Raw genomic sequence first — 16958 nt, forward strand, 5'->3', positions numbered from 1 at the left:
TTTCACAGCCAAATAAACTCGGATAACTCGAACGGATTATTTCGGCTATAAATACCAAAAACAAGAACAGAAAGTGGTTCTGGCGGTGTAAAATTTAATTTAAGAATTTTCCGGGGCAATAACAGGCGCCGGACGGCGCCTGGGAAGGAAGATTAGCGTTGTTCGCCGCGAGTGGCAATCACGTTTTGATACCAAAAAAAACTCTTCTTACGTTTTCGGGCAAGATTCTGATTATGATCAACATAAACGAAGCCGTACTGCTTTTTGTATCCGTTTAACCAACTGAGTAAATCAATAAACGACCAGGGATAATATCCGCGCACATCTGCGCCTTGCTGCATTGCGTTTTCCATTGCATCAATGTGCATTTTTAAATAATCAATGCGTGGATCATCCACAATCTCACCATTAATTATCGGGTCTTTTGCGCCCAGACCATTTTCGGTGATGTACATCGGGATATTGCCGTAGCGTTCTTTGATCATCATGATGCCGTCGGTCAAACCCTGCGGCCAGATTTCCCAGTCCCAGTCGGTATAAACGCCATTCGGGTTACGCACAAACTTGAACAGATTTTTGAAGCCAAATTCGTTACCGCTGTTCGGCTCACCGTCATGATTGCTGGCCGTTTTGGTTTCATCAGGATTGGCGACTACCGTTTCGCGGCGATAATAATTAAGCCCGATAAAGTCACAAATGTTATTGCGCAGCAGCTCATCGTCGCCAGCATCAAAGTGCGGAACACCCCACAAGGCTTGCGTTTGCGCCAGCAGCGCCTGCGGATATTCCCCTTTTAAAACGGGGTCATACAGCCAGTGGGTATGAATGGCATCGGCAATGTCAGTCGCGATTTTATCTTCGGCGCTGTCAGTCAAGGCGGTATGCGGTTGCAGCACGTTCACAAAACCAATCTGACCGGCTACGTTCATCTCACGAAACGCTTTCACCGCCAGGGCGTGAGCAATAAACACCTGATGACAGGCCTGAACGGCTCTGGCCGGGTCACGCACCGAAGGAGGGTGGCTTCCGGTAATGTAACCGTGACCAATAAACACGATGGTTTCGTTGAACGTTGCCCACAGCTTCACGCGGTCGCCATAACGGGAGTAACACAAGCGTGCGTATTCTTCGAAGGCTGTTGCGGTGGAACGGGCTTCCCAGCCGCCTTCATCCTGTAAGGCCTGCGGTAAATCCCAGTGATACAGAGTGATCATCGGCTCGATGTTATGCGCCAGCAACGTATCAATCAGGTCGCTGTAAAACTTCACGCCGGCTTCATTCACCCTGCCACGTCCCTCAGGCAGCAGGCGAGGCCAGGAAATGGAAAAACGGTAGCTTTGCAGGCCCATTTCGGCCATTAACGCGACATCTTCCTGCATGCGGTGATAGTGATCGACGGCGACATCGCCATTGGTGTTTTGCCAGGTTGTGCCGGGGAGATGAGAGAACACGTCCCAGATGGAAAGACCTTTACCGTCTTCGTTGTGTGCGCCTTCAACCTGATAGGCGGCGGTTGCCGCGCCCCAGAGAAAGTCTTTCGGAAATGCAGCCATGACAAGCTCCTTATCGATGAGATAACGAGAGTTTACGAAGTCAGGCTTTGAATCTGCAACCGGTTTCAGAAACCGGTTACATAGTTGCGATCGCTATCACTTTCTGCGGTGATTTATTTTGGCTGATTCGCCACGGCAGGGGGCTCAGGTGCCTTGTAGTTGTCAATATGATGCGCTGCAATCAGCAGCAAAACGCACACTCCCAGCACAATCCAGCCAACCAACTCGACGATGCGATTAAATACCATAGTCATAACAATCAATGTCCCAAAATATCCAGACTGCAAATGTTACCAGGAACATAAGATCCCTGCCAGGGCAAGAAGTGCACAATGTGTCTCTTTATTGACCTTTTGCCGAAAGATGCGCCGATTGCGCAAATCGGAGGGGGATAATGTTAATAAGGAGTTGTGAGGTGCCTGCAGATGTTGTGAAATGGCAAGCATCCACAGATGAGGGCTACAAGATGAGCGACACTATCCGCGTCGGATTAATAGGGTACGGCTACGCGAGCAAGACATTCCACGCGCCGTTGATTAGCGGCACGCCGGGCATGGAGCTGGCGGCGGTTTCCAGCAGTGATGAAGCGAAAGTTAAAGCAGACTGGCCGGGCGTTAAGGTCGTTTCCGAGCCAAAACATCTGTTCAATGACCCGAGCATTGATCTGATTGTCATCCCAACCCCCAATGACACGCACTTCCCGTTAGCCAAAGCGGCGCTGGAAGCCGGTAAACATGTGGTGGTCGATAAACCGTTCACCGTGACACTGTCACAAGCGCGTGAACTGGATGCCCTCGCGCGCAGTCTTGGGCGACTGCTATCTGTGTTCCACAACCGTCGCTGGGACAGTGATTTCCTGACCGTCAAAGCGCTGATAGCCGAAGGCACGCTGGGCGAAGTGGCTTACTTTGAGTCGCATTTCGACCGCTACCGCCCTGAAGTCCGTAATCGCTGGCGTGAGCAAGGTGGCCCGGGCAGCGGCATCTGGTACGACTTAGGCCCACATCTGCTCGACCAGGCGATTTCACTCTTCGGTTTGCCGGTCAGTCTGAGTGTCGATCTGGCGCAGTTGCGCCCAGGCGCACAATCAACCGACTATTTCCACGCGGTACTGACTTACCCGCAACGTCGCGTTGTGCTGCACGGCACTTTGCTGGCGGCAGCAGAAACGCCACGCTATATCGTGCATGGTTCACGCGCGAGCTACGTGAAATACGGGCTGGATCCGCAGGAAGAGCGTCTGAAAAACGGGGAGCGTCTGCCGCAGGAAGACTGGGGTTATGACATGCGTGATGGCGTGGTGACCCGCGTTGATGGCGAAGAACGTATTGAAGAAACCTGGTTAACCGTTCCAGGTAACTATCCGGCTTACTACGCGGGTATTCGCGATGCGCTGAACGGCAGTGGTGAAAATCCGGTGCCGGCAAGCCAGGCCATTCAGATTATGGAATTGATTGAGTTGGGTATTGAGTCTGCGAAGCATCGTGCGACGCTGAGTTTGACCTGATTCTGTAATGCCGGGTGGCGCTAGCGCTTACCCGGCCTACGTGATCCAGGTCCGGCAAGCTTGTGCCGCCGGGCGGGATGTTAACTTTTCACTTTCTCAATCAACGCCTGCTTTTCCTGAGCGGAGAGGAAAGCAATCTCCAGCCCGTTAATCTGTGCCTGGCGAATTTGCGCCGAAGACAAACCTGCTGCCGGCGCCGCGATTTCATACTCGTGAATGATATCGACACCCTGAACCGCCGGATCATCCGTATTCAGGCTCGCCAGAACGCCGTGTTCGAGGAACGTTTTCAGCGGATGGCGTGCAAGCGCTGGCACAGTGCTGGTCTGAATGTTTGACGTAAGGCAGGATTCAATCCCGATACGCTGTTCCGCCAGGAAGTCCATCAACGCAGGATCTTCAACGGCTTTCACACCATGTCCAATACGTTCCGCGCCGAGTTCACGAATGGCCTGCCAGATACTTTCCGGGCCAGCCGCTTCGCCTGCGTGAACGGTAATACGCCAGCCTGCATCACGAGCACGGTTAAAGTGATTGAGGAACAGGCTTCCCGGAAAACCAAGTTCGTCACCGGCAAGATCAAGGGCAGTAATGCTGTCGCGATGAGCGAGCAGGGCGTTCAGCTCTTGCTCACAGGCGGTCTCGCCAAAAGTGCGGCTCATGATACCAATCAGATTCGCCTTCACCGGGAAATCCTTACAGCCTTGCTGCACGCCCGCAATAACGGCTTCCACCACTCCGGCAACAGGCAGGCCGTGCGTCATGGCCATATAGCCAGGGGAAAAACGCAGTTCGACATAGTGCAGGTCATTACGTGCAGCATCTTCGATGTTTTCGTAAGCGACGCGACGGCAGGCGTCAAGATCGGCCAGCACTTTCACACCCCAGTCGAGTTTGCTGAGGAAGCTGACCAAATCGGGCTCCAGGCTGGTGACCTGAACATGAGGACGTAATGTTTCCACGGTGGTGGCAGGCAGAACAATATTATGCTGGCGACCGAGTTCGAGAATGGTTTGTGCGCGGATGTTGCCGTCAAGGTGGCGGTGAATATCAGTCAGGGGCAGGTCTTTATGAATCATGGTCGCACTCTTTTTTTAGTTAAAGTGCGACCCATTATAAATTCAAATACGTTCAAAAAGCTATTTTGCGCAACCAAAAATAGCGTTGCGCAACGTAATCAGCGAACGGCATGCAGGGCGTTGATTAAACCCTGAACACCTTTCTCGAGCTTGCTTCGTGGGCAACCCGCATTGAGACGCACAAAACCATTGCCTTCTTCACCGTAGGTGTAGCCCGGCATGATGGCGACTTTTTGTTGCTCAATCAGCACCTTTTGCAGCAGCTTGTCGTCAATATGCAGTGGGCGAAGGTCAATCCAGGCCAGATAAGTGGACTCTGGCGGCTGCCAGTTCAGCTCAGGAAAAGCGGCATTCAGCTCACAGGCGATAAAGCGCATGTTGCCTTGCAGGTAATCACGCAGTGCATCCAGCCAGCCTTCGCCTTCGGTATAGGCCGCAATATGTGCCACCAGAGCAGGAACAGAAGGGGAAGACAGCCCATCGCGGCCTTTTAAGGCATTGAGATAAGCATTGCGTGATTGCTCATTGCCGATCAGGCCATAAGCCCCCGTCAGTGCCGGGATATTGAAACTTTTGGAGCCGGAAGTGAACAGCGCCCAGTCGTTGCTCGCCACGTCACACCAGGGAATGTGCTTCCGGCCACTCCAGGTCATGTCCATGTGAATTTCATCGCTGATAACCCGCACGCCGTGCTTTTCGCAAAGTGCCGCCATGGTGGTCAGTTCTTCCCGAGTCCAGACTTTACCCGTGGGATTATGCGGGCTGCACAGCAGCAGGATTTTATTCTCTGGCTGAGAGAGTGCAGTTTCCAGCAGGGTCATATCGCACTGCCAGCCTTCGGCCGCTTGATGCAGAGGCACCGCAGCGACTTTGCGACCGTTGCCTTCGATGGCTTTATAAAACGCATCGTAAGCCGGCGTATGAACCACGACGCCGTCACCGGTATTCGACCACTGGCGGATCAGTTCGGCCACCATATAAATCACGGATGGGCCGTATACCACGTGTTCAGGGTTGATGCTGCTGTTGAAGCGCTGCTTGTACCAGTGCTGGATCGCGCCGAGGAATTCGTCGTTTTTCCAGCGACTGTAGCCCAGCACACCGTGGCTCAGGCGCTTGCTGATAGCATCAATCACGCAAGGAGCTGTGGCGAAGTCCATATCCGAAATGGTAAAGGGCAGAAGATCGGCTGCGCCAAAACGGTCGGCAACGTAGTCCCATTGTGTGCACCAGGTGCCGTGGCGATCGATAACCGTCGAGAAGTCAAACATCGGAAACTCCATTTCAGTCAAACAGGAGGGGAAAACATTGTCCCCCTTCAGGGCGAAGGGGGAAAGGGGAATTACGCTTCTACGCTGTGCATCAGCGTGGCAATTTCATCTTTAACCGACTGCACCTGAGTGCCGATAACGACCTGTAAACTGGTCTGGTTAAGCTTGATAACGCCAATAGCGCGGTTGGCTTTCAGGGCCGCGTCATCAACTTTGCTCATATCGATGACGGACAGACGCAGGCGAGTCAGGCAGTTGTCGAGGCTGGAAATGTTATCTGCCCCGCCCAACGCAGCCAGGATCGCCGGAGAGTTGTAACCCGATTTACCGGCCACACCTGCCACGGCAGTTTCAACCGCACTTGCTGTTTCGGTATCACGACCAGGGGTCTTGATATTGAAGCGAGTAATGGCAAAGCGGAAGATGGCGTAGTAGGCCACAAACCAGATAGCCGCCACAACCGGCACCAGATACCACTTGGTCGCCAGACCGTGCAGGATCCCGAAGACCACGAAGTCGATAATATTACCGTCGGTGTTACCGATAGTCACACCCAGCACCGCCATGATGGTGAAGCCGAGGCCGGTCAGCAGCGCGTGGATAACGTACAGTACTGGCGCCACGAACAGGAACAGGAATTCCAGCGGTTCGGTGGTGCCGCCAACCACACAGGCGATAACGCCGGAGATCAGCAGGCCTTTAATTTTGTGACGGTTTTCAGGGCGAGCACAGTGATACATCGCCAGTGCCGCACCCGGCAGACCGCCGAGGAAGGCAGGCATTTTGCCCTGAGACAGGAAGCGGGTTGCGCTTTCAGAGAAACCGTGTGTGGTTGGGCAGTTCAGCTGTGCCTGGAAGATGGTCAGTGCGCCGCTCACAGAGTGGCCGCAGACGTCCATTGTGCCGCCCGCTTCGGTGAAGCGAATCAGGGCAACCAGAATGTGATGCAGGCCGAAAGGTAACAGCAGACGCTCACCGGTACCGAAAATCATCGGACCAAACTCGCCAGCGCCGTTGATAACATAGCCCAGGCCGTTAATGCCTTTGGCAAAGAAAGGCCAAATCATTGGGATCGCCAGACCGACCAGACCCATCACCAGGGTAGTGATAATCGGGACGAAGCGGGTACCGCCGAAGAACGCCAGCGCGTCCGGCAGACGGATAGCGTGGAAGCGGTCATGCAGCAGCCAGACGATAACGCCGCAAATCACCGCACCCAGGATCCCGGTGTCGATGGACTGAATACCGATGATGTTCTGGATGTTGTTCGCTTTAAGCACCAGCGCATCGGTCGTTGGCAGAATGCCTTTCGCGGTCAGGGAGAAGTTAACCGCCAGGTTCATCACCGCATAGCCAACGAAACCAGCAAAGGCTGCGACGCCTTTGTTGTCACGCGCCAGACCCAGTGGGATGGCGATACAGAACATGACTGGCAGGAAGGTGAAGGCGAAGGAGCCCACTTTTCCCATCCAGATAAACACGGCCTGCAGGAACGGCGTGTCGAGCCACGGAAGCAGAGTGGTGACGTCATGGCTGCTCAGGGAGCTGCCAATGCCCATCATGATCCCGCAGAAAGAAAGAAGGGCTACCGGCAGCATAAAGGTCTTGCCCAGCTGCTGGAAAAACTCCCAGAGAGTAATTTTGGATGCTGCTTTTGTCGTCATATAACGACTCCTTGCTGAAGAGAGAGAGATGCTGTTGTTGGTTTTTAGAACACGGGTGACAAGATAAAACGTTTAACCCAATTTTAGTGCGAGCAAAATCACATAATCGTACGATGATTAGGTTTATAAAGGTAACTCATTGATAAAACGTTTTAGCGCTTGCAGGGAGTGGCTCGCGGGTTATGGCTATCACAAAGAAAATCACCATTAACGATGTGGCACATACAGCGGGCGTTTCTGTTGCAACGGTGTCGCTGGTGTTAAGTGGTAAAGGCCGTATTTCGCAGGCAACCGGGGAAAGGGTCAACCAGGCGATTGAGCAACTGGGGTTCGTGCGTAACCGCCAGGCGGCTTCACTGCGCGGCGGGCAGTCCGGTGTGATTGGGTTGATTGTGGGCGATCTCTCCGCACCCTTTTACGCCGATCTTGCCGCAGGGCTGATTGAGTCACTGGAATCGCAGGGCAAAATCGTATTTCTCACCCAGGGCGGGCGTAAAGGCGAACACATGTTGCAGCGCTTTGACGCGTTGGTTTCCCAGGGCGTCGACGGCGTGGTTATTGCTGGCGCAGTAGATCAGGCTGCGGAGCTGCGTGATAAAGCCGATGAAAACTCGGTACCGCTGGTGTTTGCTTCCCGCGCCAGCTATCTGGAGGATGTTGACCTGATTCGCCCGGATAACATGCAGGCCGCGCAGTTGATAACCGAACATCTTATTCGCCGCGGGCACCAGCGCATTGCGTGGCTGGGCGGTCAAAGTGCATCGTTAACGCGTGCAGAACGGGTCGGCGGTTATTGCGCGACGTTGCTCAAATTCGGCTTGCCGTTTCACAGTGACTGGGTGGTGGAGTGTGAAACCAGTCAGAAACAGGCCTCGCAGGCGTTGTCAAAATTGTTACGTCACAACCCAACGATTACTGCCGTTGTCTGTTACAACAGCGTGGTGGCGATGGGAGCATGGCTTGGTCTGATGCGCTCCGGCTGGCAAAGTGGTGAAGAGGGCGTAGACAGTTACTATGACAAACGCGTGGCATTGGCGGCATTTGCCGAAGTCCCTGAAGAAGATCTTGATGATGCGCCGATGAGCTGGGTGATAACGCCTGCGCGTGAAATGGGGCAGCAAGTGGCGGAGCGAGTCCTGCAAAGGATCAGAGAAGAAAAAAGCGCGGCGCGTAATCAGATTATGCCGCCGCGCCTGGTCAAACAGCAGTAATACCGGCAGGCTGGCTGCCGGTATTCAGCGTTAATCAGGGCTGTCTGATGGGGTTTCCGGGAAATCTGCCGGTGGCTGAGCCGACTGGCCTTGCTGAGCAGGAGCGGCATCACTTTGCGGAGCTGGCGCTGCATCACCCTGCGGCGCAGGAACGGCGATATCCGGCACGCCAAACATGCCGACGAAATCAGCCAGCGGCATTTTGTCACCGTTCAGCGTGACCTGGCCGTTAGCATATTGCAGGCTTGCCTGAATGTTGTTGTCCTGCTGAGTGGTAATGCGGAACATCTGCCCCATTGCCGCCAGGCCTTTTACCTGCTGGCTGGCGAGCTTCTCAGCCTCCGCCTGCTGATAGCCTTCCAGACGCGCAACCTGAGTCATAAACTCCGTCGCCATGTCCATCGGGATAACCAGCTTGCTGTCGAGCGATTTCACGCTGCGATCCACTTCCTGCGCCAGCGTTTGCGGTGCGGTGGTGGCCTGCGACGGATCTTTCAGGAACAGCGACAGGTTAAAGGTGGTTTCACCCTTGCCGTTTTTCCAGCTCAGCGGCGCAATGGTCACGACCGGTTCGCCTTTCAGCAGTAGTGGCAGCGCGCCGAAGAACGCTTCTGTCACTTTCTGCTGATACACTTCCGGGTTCTGCATCACGTCCGGCTGGCCCAGCAGCGCCTGAACCTGACCGTTATACTGCTGGCTGAACTGGTGCCAGGCCTGCCCATCAATCTGACCGACCTTCAGCGCCAGCTTGCCGCTGCCCATCTCCTGACCCTGAAGCTTGAGGCTGTTGAGGGTATAGTTCAGCGTGCTGTCAATGGTTTTGCCGTCTTTCGACAGGTCAGCATTGCCATCGATCGTCGTGCCTTCCATCACCGCCAGTTCTTTGCCTTCAACGGCAATGGAGACTTTATCCAGCGTCATTTTCTGGCTGCCGATGCGCTCATTGAAGCTGGTCAGCTTGCTGTTGCCTTCGGTCTTCAGATTGTTGAAGGTTAACTGCACCTTCTGATTGTACTCATTAACCGCATTCACCAGGCCGCTTTCGGCATTGCCGCTCAGTGAGAAAACGTTACCTTGCTGGTCAGCGTTCAGTTCGAACTCGCCGCCACTGAATGCGACTTTCTCTTCGCCTTTCTCGTAATTCAGGGCTTTAAGGCTGATGTCGGAACGGGTATCGCCGGAGTAGCTGATGCGGGTGCTGATATCGAAAGGCGACTGGCCTTTTGCGATGTCAAACAGGTGCTGGCTGGCTTCATTTTTCACCAGCACCGTGTCGACGGTTGCCATCGCAGGCGCGAGGTTAAAGTGTTTCAGCGACGCTAACGGGAAGGGGCCGTGAGAGACGTTTTCGTCCAGAACGATAGTCTGGCCCGGCTTGAGCCAGCTGCTTTTCGCGCCATCAGCCGGTTTGACGACCATCTGCAGCTGGCTGCTGAATACGCCGCGCTGATAGTTCTGGTACGCCAACTGAAGACCTGCTTCCGGTGCATTGCTTGCGAGCTGCGCATTAGCCTGCGCAACCATGTCGGCGATGCGGCCTTCAAGCTGCTTACCGGTATACCAGGAGCCCCCGGTCCATACCACTCCTAAAGCCACAATGACGCCAACGGCAACCAGCGATTTTTTCATAGTGTTTGTCCATAAATGAAAACAGGCGGAGAGGTCCGCCTGTTGTTTAATCTGGAAATCATGTAATCAGGCAGCCTCAAGCTTAGCAAGAGTTACCTGAATGTTCAGTATTTACTTAAGCTTATTGTAAACGCGGGCTACGCGTCCCACGCCGCTCAGACTGACCGGAGACTCGTTCGCCGCCACAAAAGCAGATTCACCCGCTTTCAGGACCAACTGCTGCTCGCCTTTACGCAGAACGGCTTCACCTTCCACACAGAACAGGATTGCCGCGCTTTGCTGTGCGACGTCTTCGCCAGCGGTGTTGAGGTCGTGCAGGGAGAACGCGAAATCGTCGACCGGGATCGGGAAATCCAGTTCGGCACCGTGTTTTGCCGGTTGAGTCAGCAACTCTGCGGCGGGTTTAGGGGTGAATTTCACATTCGCCACCAGTTCCGGAATATCAATGTATTTCGGCGTCAACCCAGCACGCAGCACGTTATCCGAGTTCGCCATCACTTCCAGCGCCACGCCTTGCAGGTAAGCATGTGGCGTCTCGGCAAACAGGAACATGGCTTCGCTCGGGTTCAGTTTCACCACATTCAGCAGCAGCGGAGAAAACAGGCCGCTGTCATCCGGGTAGAACTGAGCGATAAAGCGAATGGTTTCCCACGGCTCGCCCTGTTGGCTGTTGAGTGCCGCTTTCAGCACGCCCAGCGCACGAGATTTTTCTTCGCCCTGCATGTTGAGCAGGCTGGCAAACAGCTGGCTCAGACGTTCCGCATTTGGCTCCTGCAGGAAATGCGCAATAGAAGTGTGTGCGCCAGACACCGGCTGAAGCAGAGAAACGATATCGGAGAACTCGCGGAAGGCGTTCATCGCCAGGAATGGGGTGAGGGCGAAGACCAGCTCCGGTTTGTGGTTCGGGTCTTTGTAGTTGCGCTCAGCGGCGTCCAGCGGAATGCCCGCTGCATTCTCTTTGGCAAAACCTTCTTCAGAGGCTTTCTTGTTCGGGTGAACCTGAATCGACAGCGGGTTATCAGCGCAAAGCACTTTAAACAGGAACGGCAGCTCGCCAAAACGCTCAGCGACATCGTTGCCCAGCAGGGCGGACTTATCAGCGTCAATCACCTCACGCAGGCTCTGCACCTGACCGGTAGCATCGGTGATTTTTGAGCTGCTCTTCGGGTGCGCGCCCATCCACAATTCAGCCATCGGCAGCTGTTCCGGATTGGCGATACCGTAGAGTTCCGTTAACGCAGTTTTGCTGCCCCAGGCATAGTTCTGCACTGAGTTAATGAGTTTTTGCATTATCAAGCCCTGTATTCAAAGGAATTATCTGCCGTTATTAAACCAATAAACCGCGCGGATGTAACCCACTCCCGGAAAAAGTCGTCCTTGTCTCAGTTTTTGTTAAAAAATTGTGTAGGATAAGCGGACTCGCTTTTCCCAGGGCAGAGCGGAACGTTGCCCGATAAATAATCAGCTAATGTCGTAAGTGAGAGCACAATGTCGAACAAACCTTTTGTCTATCAGGATCCTTTTCCGCTGAAAAAGGATGACACTGAGTACTACCTTCTCAGTAAAGACCATGTCTCCGTGGCCGAATTCGAAGGCCAGCAAATCCTTAAAATTGACCCACAGGCGCTGACGCTGCTGGCGAAACATGCGTTTCACGATGCATCGTTCATGCTGCGCCCGGCGCATCAGCAGCAGGTTGCGGATATTCTCAACGATCCGGAAGCCAGCGAAAACGATAAGTACGTGGCGCTGCAGTTCCTGCGTAACTCCGATATCGCGGCGAAAGGCATTCTGCCGACCTGCCAGGACACCGGCACGGCCATCATCGTTGGCAAAAAAGGCCAGCGAGTCTGGACCGGTGGCGGCGATGAAGCGGCGTTAGCACGTGGGGTCTACGATACGTACATCGAAGACAACCTGCGTTACTCGCAGAACGCGCCGCTGGATATGTACAAAGAAGTGAACACCGGCACCAACCTGCCCGCGCAGATTGACCTCTACAGCGTAGACGGTGAAGAGTACAAATTCCTCTGCATCGCCAAAGGCGGTGGTTCAGCCAACAAAACCTATCTGTACCAGGAAACCAAAGCGCTGATCACCCCGGCGAAACTCAAGAATTACCTGGTTGATAAAATGCGTACCCTGGGCACCGCAGCTTGCCCGCCGTACCACATTGCGTTTGTTATCGGCGGCACGTCCGCAGAAGCGACGCTGAAAACCGTCAAGCTTGCCTCAACCAAGTATTACGACGGTTTGCCAACCGAAGGGAACGAGCACGGTCAGGCATTCCGCGACATCGAGCTGGAAAAAGAACTGCTCCTGGAAGCGCAGAACCTCGGTCTGGGCGCACAGTTCGGCGGCAAGTACTTCGCTCACGATATCCGCGTTGTTCGTCTGCCTCGTCACGGCGCATCCTGTCCGGTGGGCATGGGCGTGTCCTGTTCAGCCGACCGCAACATCAAAGCGAAGATTAACCGCGAAGGCGTGTGGATCGAGAAGCTTGAGCACAATCCGGGGAAATACATTCCGGAAGAGCTGCGCAACGCAGGTGAGGGCGAAGCCGTACGCATCGACCTGAACCGTCCGATGAAAGATATTCTCGCTCAGCTTTCTGATTTCCCTGTGTCCACGCGTTTGTCGCTGAACGGCACCATCATCGTGGCGCGAGATATTGCCCATGCCAAACTCAAAGAGCGCATGGACAACGGCGAAGGGCTGCCGCAGTACGTAAAAGATCACCCAATCTATTACGCTGGCCCGGCGAAAACCCCGGAAGGTTACGCGTCAGGTTCACTCGGCCCAACCACCGCAGGGCGTATGGATTCTTATGTCGATCAGCTTCAGGCGGAAGGCGGCAGTATGATCATGCTCGCCAAAGGCAACCGTAGCCAGCAGGTGACCGACGCCTGCCATAAGCACGGCGGTTTCTATCTGGGCAGCATCGGCGGCCCGGCAGCGGTGCTGGCTCAGGGCAGTATCAAGAGTCTGGAATGCGTGGAATACCCGGAGCTGGGGATGGAAGCCATCTGGAAAATCGAAGTGGAAGATTTCCCGGCGTTTATCCTCGTGGACGACAAAGGCAATGATTTCTTCCAGCAGATCAAACCAGGGCAGTGTTCTGCCTGTGTGAAATAATCCTCTCGCCCGGCGGCGCTCACGCTAGCCGGGCCTACCAGCACAGGTAGGACGGGTAAGGCGCAGCCGCCACCCGGCATTTCAAAGAGCGCACAAAGCGCCATGCAGGCAACCCGAAGTCAACAATACTTATTCTTTGAAGCCATGTGAGCCCGTTTATTCACCTCATTTTGTTATCAAGGAGCAAGTCATGACCACCAATCGCCGCGAAAGCGACTCCATGGGCGCCATCGAAGTCCCGGCGGACAAACTCTGGGGCGCACAAACCCAGCGCTCGCTCGAACACTTCCGCATCTCAACTGAAAAAATGCCTGTGGCACTGATTGCCGCGCTGGCCTTAACAAAACGCGCCGCCGCCAAGGTGAATCAGGATCTTCAACTGCTGCCCGCTGAAAAAGCTAATGCCATTGTTGCCGCCGCCGATGAAGTGCTGGCAGGCAAACATGCAGATGAATTCCCGTTGGCTATCTGGCAAACCGGTTCCGGCACGCAGAGCAACATGAACATGAACGAGGTTCTGGCAAACCGGGCCAGCGAGCTGCTCGGTGGTGTGCGCGGGATGGAACGCAAAATTCATCCGAACGATGATGTGAATAAAAGTCAGAGCTCCAACGACGTTTTCCCCACGGCAATGCACGTGGCGGCGGTGATTGCGCTGCGCGAACATCTCATTCCGCAGCTGCAGGTGCTGAAAAAAACGCTGAATGATAAATCCAATGCCTTTGCCGATATCGTCAAAATCGGGCGTACGCACCTTCAGGATGCCACGCCGCTAACGCTGGGGCAGGAGATCTCCGGCTGGGTTGCGATGCTGGAGCATAATCTGAAGCATATCGATCTGACGTTACCGCATCTGAGCGAGCTGGCACTGGGCGGCACGGCAGTAGGCACGGGCCTCAACACGCATCCTGAATATGCCAAACGCGTTGCCGATGAGCTGGCTGCTATCACCGCGCAACCTTTTGTGACTGCGCCGAATAAGTTCGAAGCATTGGCGACCTGCGATGCACTGGTTCATGCGCATGGTGCATTGAAAGGGCTGGCGGCCTCGCTGATGAAAATCGCCAACGACGTGCGCTGGCTGGCTTCTGGCCCACGCTGCGGGATTGGTGAAATCGCGATACCGGAAAATGAACCGGGTAGTTCCATCATGCCGGGCAAGGTCAACCCGACGCAGTGCGAAGCGATGACTATGTTGTGCTGTCAGGTGATGGGCAATGATGTGGCCGTCAATATGGGCGGGGCTTCCGGTAACTTCGAGCTCAACGTCTATCGCCCGATGGTTATCCATAATTTCCTGCAATCGGTTCGCCTGCTGGCTGACGGCATGGACAGTTTTAATGAACACTGCGCGGTGGGGATTGAGCCGAATCGTGCGCGCATCGATCAGCTGCTGAATGAATCGCTGATGCTGGTGACAGCGCTGAACACACATATCGGTTACGACAAAGCGGCTGAAATTGCCAAAAAGGCCCACAAAGAGGGCCTGACGTTAAAAGCTTCGGCGCTGAAGCTGGGCTATCTCACCGAAGCTGAATTTGATGAGTGGGTGCGTCCTGAAGCGATGGTTGGCAGTATGAAAGTCAGTCGTTAGCCAGATAGAGGTGCAGCCGCGGGATCATCAATTTCAGCGACTGCGCCTGTGGCTTGTAGCGATACTGCACGTTATCCGCATCATAATTAAGCAACTCACCAATATCCGGCACGCTGACACCCTGAGTGCCGGATATCAACGCGATCATCGGGCCAGGGCAGGCGTATTGCACCTGTTTTTGCTGCCCGGCATACCAGACGCGTGAAATAGGCTGCACCTTCACCGGACGTTTGATTTTCAGCCTGGCCTTTTGCGGCAAGGCGGCAATGTCCTGATATTCCCTTTCCAGCTTGTCCTGCCATTGCTCACGCGTGTATGGCGGCACAGAACGCGGTGAACGCAGGCTATTTTCAAGCTGTTTCAGCACCTCATCGCGGGTGAAATTTTTAATGATGTGCTTATTGGCCCAGCCGAAGCGGATGGTTGCCGGATTTCGCAGTAACGTCAGCGAGCGATAAGCCTTAAGCGTCAACAGGCCGGGCAGGTGATGGTGAACCCACTCAAAGCGAGCGCCCGTTGGAAGGTCAGACTCCACGGTAACGATATGTTCAAACGTGGCTTTCAGGGTATTAATGGCAGTGATTCTGCTTTCTAACGCCTGTAGCTGTTCTGCCTCTGCCTGCAAACAAATGACCCCCGGCAAGCGAACCGCAGCTTTGCTGCTGCGATGCTCTGACTGCTGCTGGATAAACAGATGGCGATAGTGATTAAGCGCCATTTGACGCGCTTTCTCGCCCAGATGCTGGACAACAGTAATGGTGGCGAGCGGGGCGTGCTCGTGCTCTTTACGCACTTCCGGCAGTTCAAAAACGCGGGCAGCGAGCAGTCGGCACTCCGCCAGTTGCTGTTCCAGCGCCAGCAGCTCCTGTTCCACCTGACGAAAGGTCGACGTTAAGCGCTCAATTAAATCGTATTCGGCCATCACTCCCCGCATTAGTTACAACATACTATTTGGCTTTAACTGTATACCAGGGTCAGGCATTGTGCAATGTTCGGTCAGGCAGGGGACATGGCACTAAGTTGATGATTCACTGGCCAACTGAAGCTAAACCGTGCGCCACCGAGAGGGCTGGCGTCGCAGATTACGTCTCCGGACATCGCCTGAGCGACGGAATGGACGATAGCCAGCCCCAAACCACATCCGCCCGTAGCGCGATCGCGGCTAGGGTCGAGGCGAACAAACGGCTCGAACACACGCTCACGTTCTTCTGCTGAAATCCCAGGGCCATCATCGTCAACGGTTAACGTCGCACGACCGGCTTGTTGAGTCAGGCTGACCTGAATGTGCTGCTGGCTATAGCGCATGGCGTTATTGACGAGGTTATCCAGAACACGTTCCATCAGGCGCATATCCAGAGCGCCATAGTGACCGTGAGTCAGTTGAACCAGGGTGACATCGCGCTGTGGATTAACGGCCTGAATATCATCGACGTGATGGGTAATCCATTCAGGGAAATCTGGTGTGGTCAGGATCAGTTCATTTTGAGGGCGGTCGAGGCGCGCATAGGTCAGCAGCTCATCAATCAGGCCTTCCAGTTGACCGATATCGCGATTCAGCGCCTGAGATTCCGCTTCTGTCAGATTCTCGCTCATTTCCAGCCGATAGCGCAGGCGAACCAGCGGAGTACGCAGTTCATGCGCGATGCCGTCGGTAAGCTGTTTCTTACTGGCAATCAGCGTGTTGATGTTATCTGCCATTTGGTTGAACACCACGCCAAGCCGTTCGAAGCTCGACATGCTGTCAAAATGAATACGTTCGGCAAGATGGCCTTCGCCGAAACGTTGCGCGGCCGTTTCCAGCCTGAGCATGTCCTGCCAGTGCGGCCTCATCCAGATAAACACCGGGAAGGCCAGCGACACGGCGATAAACGCCAACAGCGCCATATCGAGCAAGCGCATTTCATGCAGATAATAGAGATAGGGCACCGGGCCAACAGCCAGCACATAATGGCTGCGGGGAATGCGCTGGATGAACGTGTATTGATCGTCGAGGGCGACAATATCGCCTTTGCGTAAATGCGCCATCGAGCTTTCAGCCAGATTGAATTTGCTTAGCGGCTCAATGCGTAAATCGAAAGAGAGATTGAGGTCGAGCTCTTTAAGGGTTTTGCTCCAGTCTTTGGGCGGGATTTCACGCAGTTCGCTGCGCATCAGGTACAGCGAACTTTTCATCAGGTCATCCAGGGATTGTCGGCCTGCGCGCTCGGCGGTGAATTTGTACACCAGACCGACCAGCATGGTCATCACCAGAAAGCAGACAAACAGCAGCAAATAGAACTGCACAAACAACTTTTTCATTTCTGGCCCCGGAAGTG

13 protein-coding genes are annotated in these 16958 nt (G+C 54.5%); 4 read left to right on the plus strand and 9 right to left on the minus strand.

The genetic code is table 11. The annotated features are described in order from the left end of the window. Positions 1-152: 152 nt before the first annotated feature. Together ACRCWW_RS12090 and blr are read right to left on the minus strand one after the other, a co-directional pair. Positions 153-1553, minus strand: a complete 1401-nt coding sequence (locus ACRCWW_RS12090; protein WP_438682628.1) for a GH1 family beta-glucosidase — start codon at positions 1551-1553, stop codon at positions 153-155. A 113-nt stretch (positions 1554-1666) separates the two neighbouring features. Continuing rightward, entirely contained in the window at positions 1667-1807 is a 141-nt protein-coding gene (gene blr, locus ACRCWW_RS12095) for a division septum protein Blr (protein ID WP_438682629.1), read from the minus strand. Between the two features lie 212 nt (positions 1808-2019). Here blr and ACRCWW_RS12100 point away from each other — a divergent pair, with 212 nt between their 5' ends. Beyond that, a complete protein-coding gene (locus tag ACRCWW_RS12100; protein WP_438682630.1) occupies positions 2020-3060 on the plus strand; it encodes an oxidoreductase in 1041 nt (346 codons plus the stop codon). 80 nt (positions 3061-3140) lie between these two features. On the opposite strand, the gene add is transcribed toward ACRCWW_RS12100, so the two are convergent. From add to malX, 3 genes are all read right to left on the minus strand, one after another. Then, on the minus strand, positions 3141-4139 hold the full coding sequence (add, locus tag ACRCWW_RS12105) for an adenosine deaminase (RefSeq protein ID WP_438682631.1): 999 nt from the start codon (positions 4137-4139) through the stop codon (positions 3141-3143). Positions 4140-4237: 98 nt separating this feature from the next. Beyond that, positions 4238-5410 (minus strand): MalY/PatB family protein, encoded by a 1173-nt coding sequence (locus ACRCWW_RS12110; RefSeq protein ID WP_438682632.1) that lies wholly within the window; start codon positions 5408-5410, stop codon positions 4238-4240. A 71-nt stretch (positions 5411-5481) separates the two neighbouring features. Next, a complete protein-coding gene (gene malX / locus ACRCWW_RS12115; protein ID WP_438682633.1) occupies positions 5482-7074 on the minus strand; it encodes a maltose/glucose-specific PTS transporter subunit IIBC in 1593 nt (530 codons plus the stop codon). 182 nt (positions 7075-7256) lie between these two features. Here malX and ACRCWW_RS12120 point away from each other — a divergent pair, with 182 nt between their 5' ends. Next, positions 7257-8285 carry a Mal regulon transcriptional regulator MalI gene (locus tag ACRCWW_RS12120; RefSeq protein WP_438682634.1) on the plus strand — a complete coding sequence of 343 codons (1029 nt, stop codon included), beginning with the start codon at positions 7257-7259 and terminating at the stop codon, positions 8283-8285. Between the two features lie 30 nt (positions 8286-8315). Here ACRCWW_RS12120 and ACRCWW_RS12125 read toward each other — a convergent pair whose 3' ends face one another. Both ACRCWW_RS12125 and manA read right to left on the minus strand, forming a co-directional pair. Then, positions 8316-9914 (minus strand): YdgA family protein, encoded by a 1599-nt coding sequence (locus ACRCWW_RS12125; RefSeq protein ID WP_438682635.1) that lies wholly within the window; start codon positions 9912-9914, stop codon positions 8316-8318. 111 nt (positions 9915-10025) lie between these two features. After that, the gene (manA, locus tag ACRCWW_RS12130; protein WP_438682636.1) at positions 10026-11204 is read right to left on the minus strand and encodes a mannose-6-phosphate isomerase; all 1179 of its coding nucleotides are present in this window, start codon (positions 11202-11204) and stop codon (positions 10026-10028) included. A 198-nt stretch (positions 11205-11402) separates the two neighbouring features. Here manA and fumA point away from each other — a divergent pair, with 198 nt between their 5' ends. Together fumA and fumC are read left to right on the plus strand one after the other, a co-directional pair. After that, the gene (gene fumA, locus ACRCWW_RS12135; protein WP_438682637.1) at positions 11403-13049 is read left to right on the plus strand and encodes a class I fumarate hydratase FumA; all 1647 of its coding nucleotides are present in this window, start codon (positions 11403-11405) and stop codon (positions 13047-13049) included. A gap of 190 nt (positions 13050-13239) precedes the next feature. Further along, positions 13240-14643 carry a class II fumarate hydratase gene (gene fumC / locus ACRCWW_RS12140; RefSeq protein WP_438682638.1) on the plus strand — a complete coding sequence of 468 codons (1404 nt, stop codon included), beginning with the start codon at positions 13240-13242 and terminating at the stop codon, positions 14641-14643. Here fumC and tus read toward each other — a convergent pair. Together tus and rstB are read right to left on the minus strand one after the other, a co-directional pair. Next, a complete protein-coding gene (gene tus / locus ACRCWW_RS12145) occupies positions 14633-15565 on the minus strand; it encodes a DNA replication terminus site-binding protein (RefSeq protein ID WP_438682639.1) in 933 nt (310 codons plus the stop codon). The genes fumC and tus overlap by 11 nt on opposite strands. A gap of 74 nt (positions 15566-15639) precedes the next feature. Next, a complete protein-coding gene (gene rstB, locus ACRCWW_RS12150; protein WP_438682640.1) occupies positions 15640-16941 on the minus strand; it encodes a two-component system sensor histidine kinase RstB in 1302 nt (433 codons plus the stop codon). Positions 16942-16958: the final 17 nt, after the last annotated feature.

The organism is Scandinavium sp. (assembly GCF_051650185.1).
Taxonomy (GTDB): domain Bacteria; phylum Pseudomonadota; class Gammaproteobacteria; order Enterobacterales; family Enterobacteriaceae; genus Scandinavium.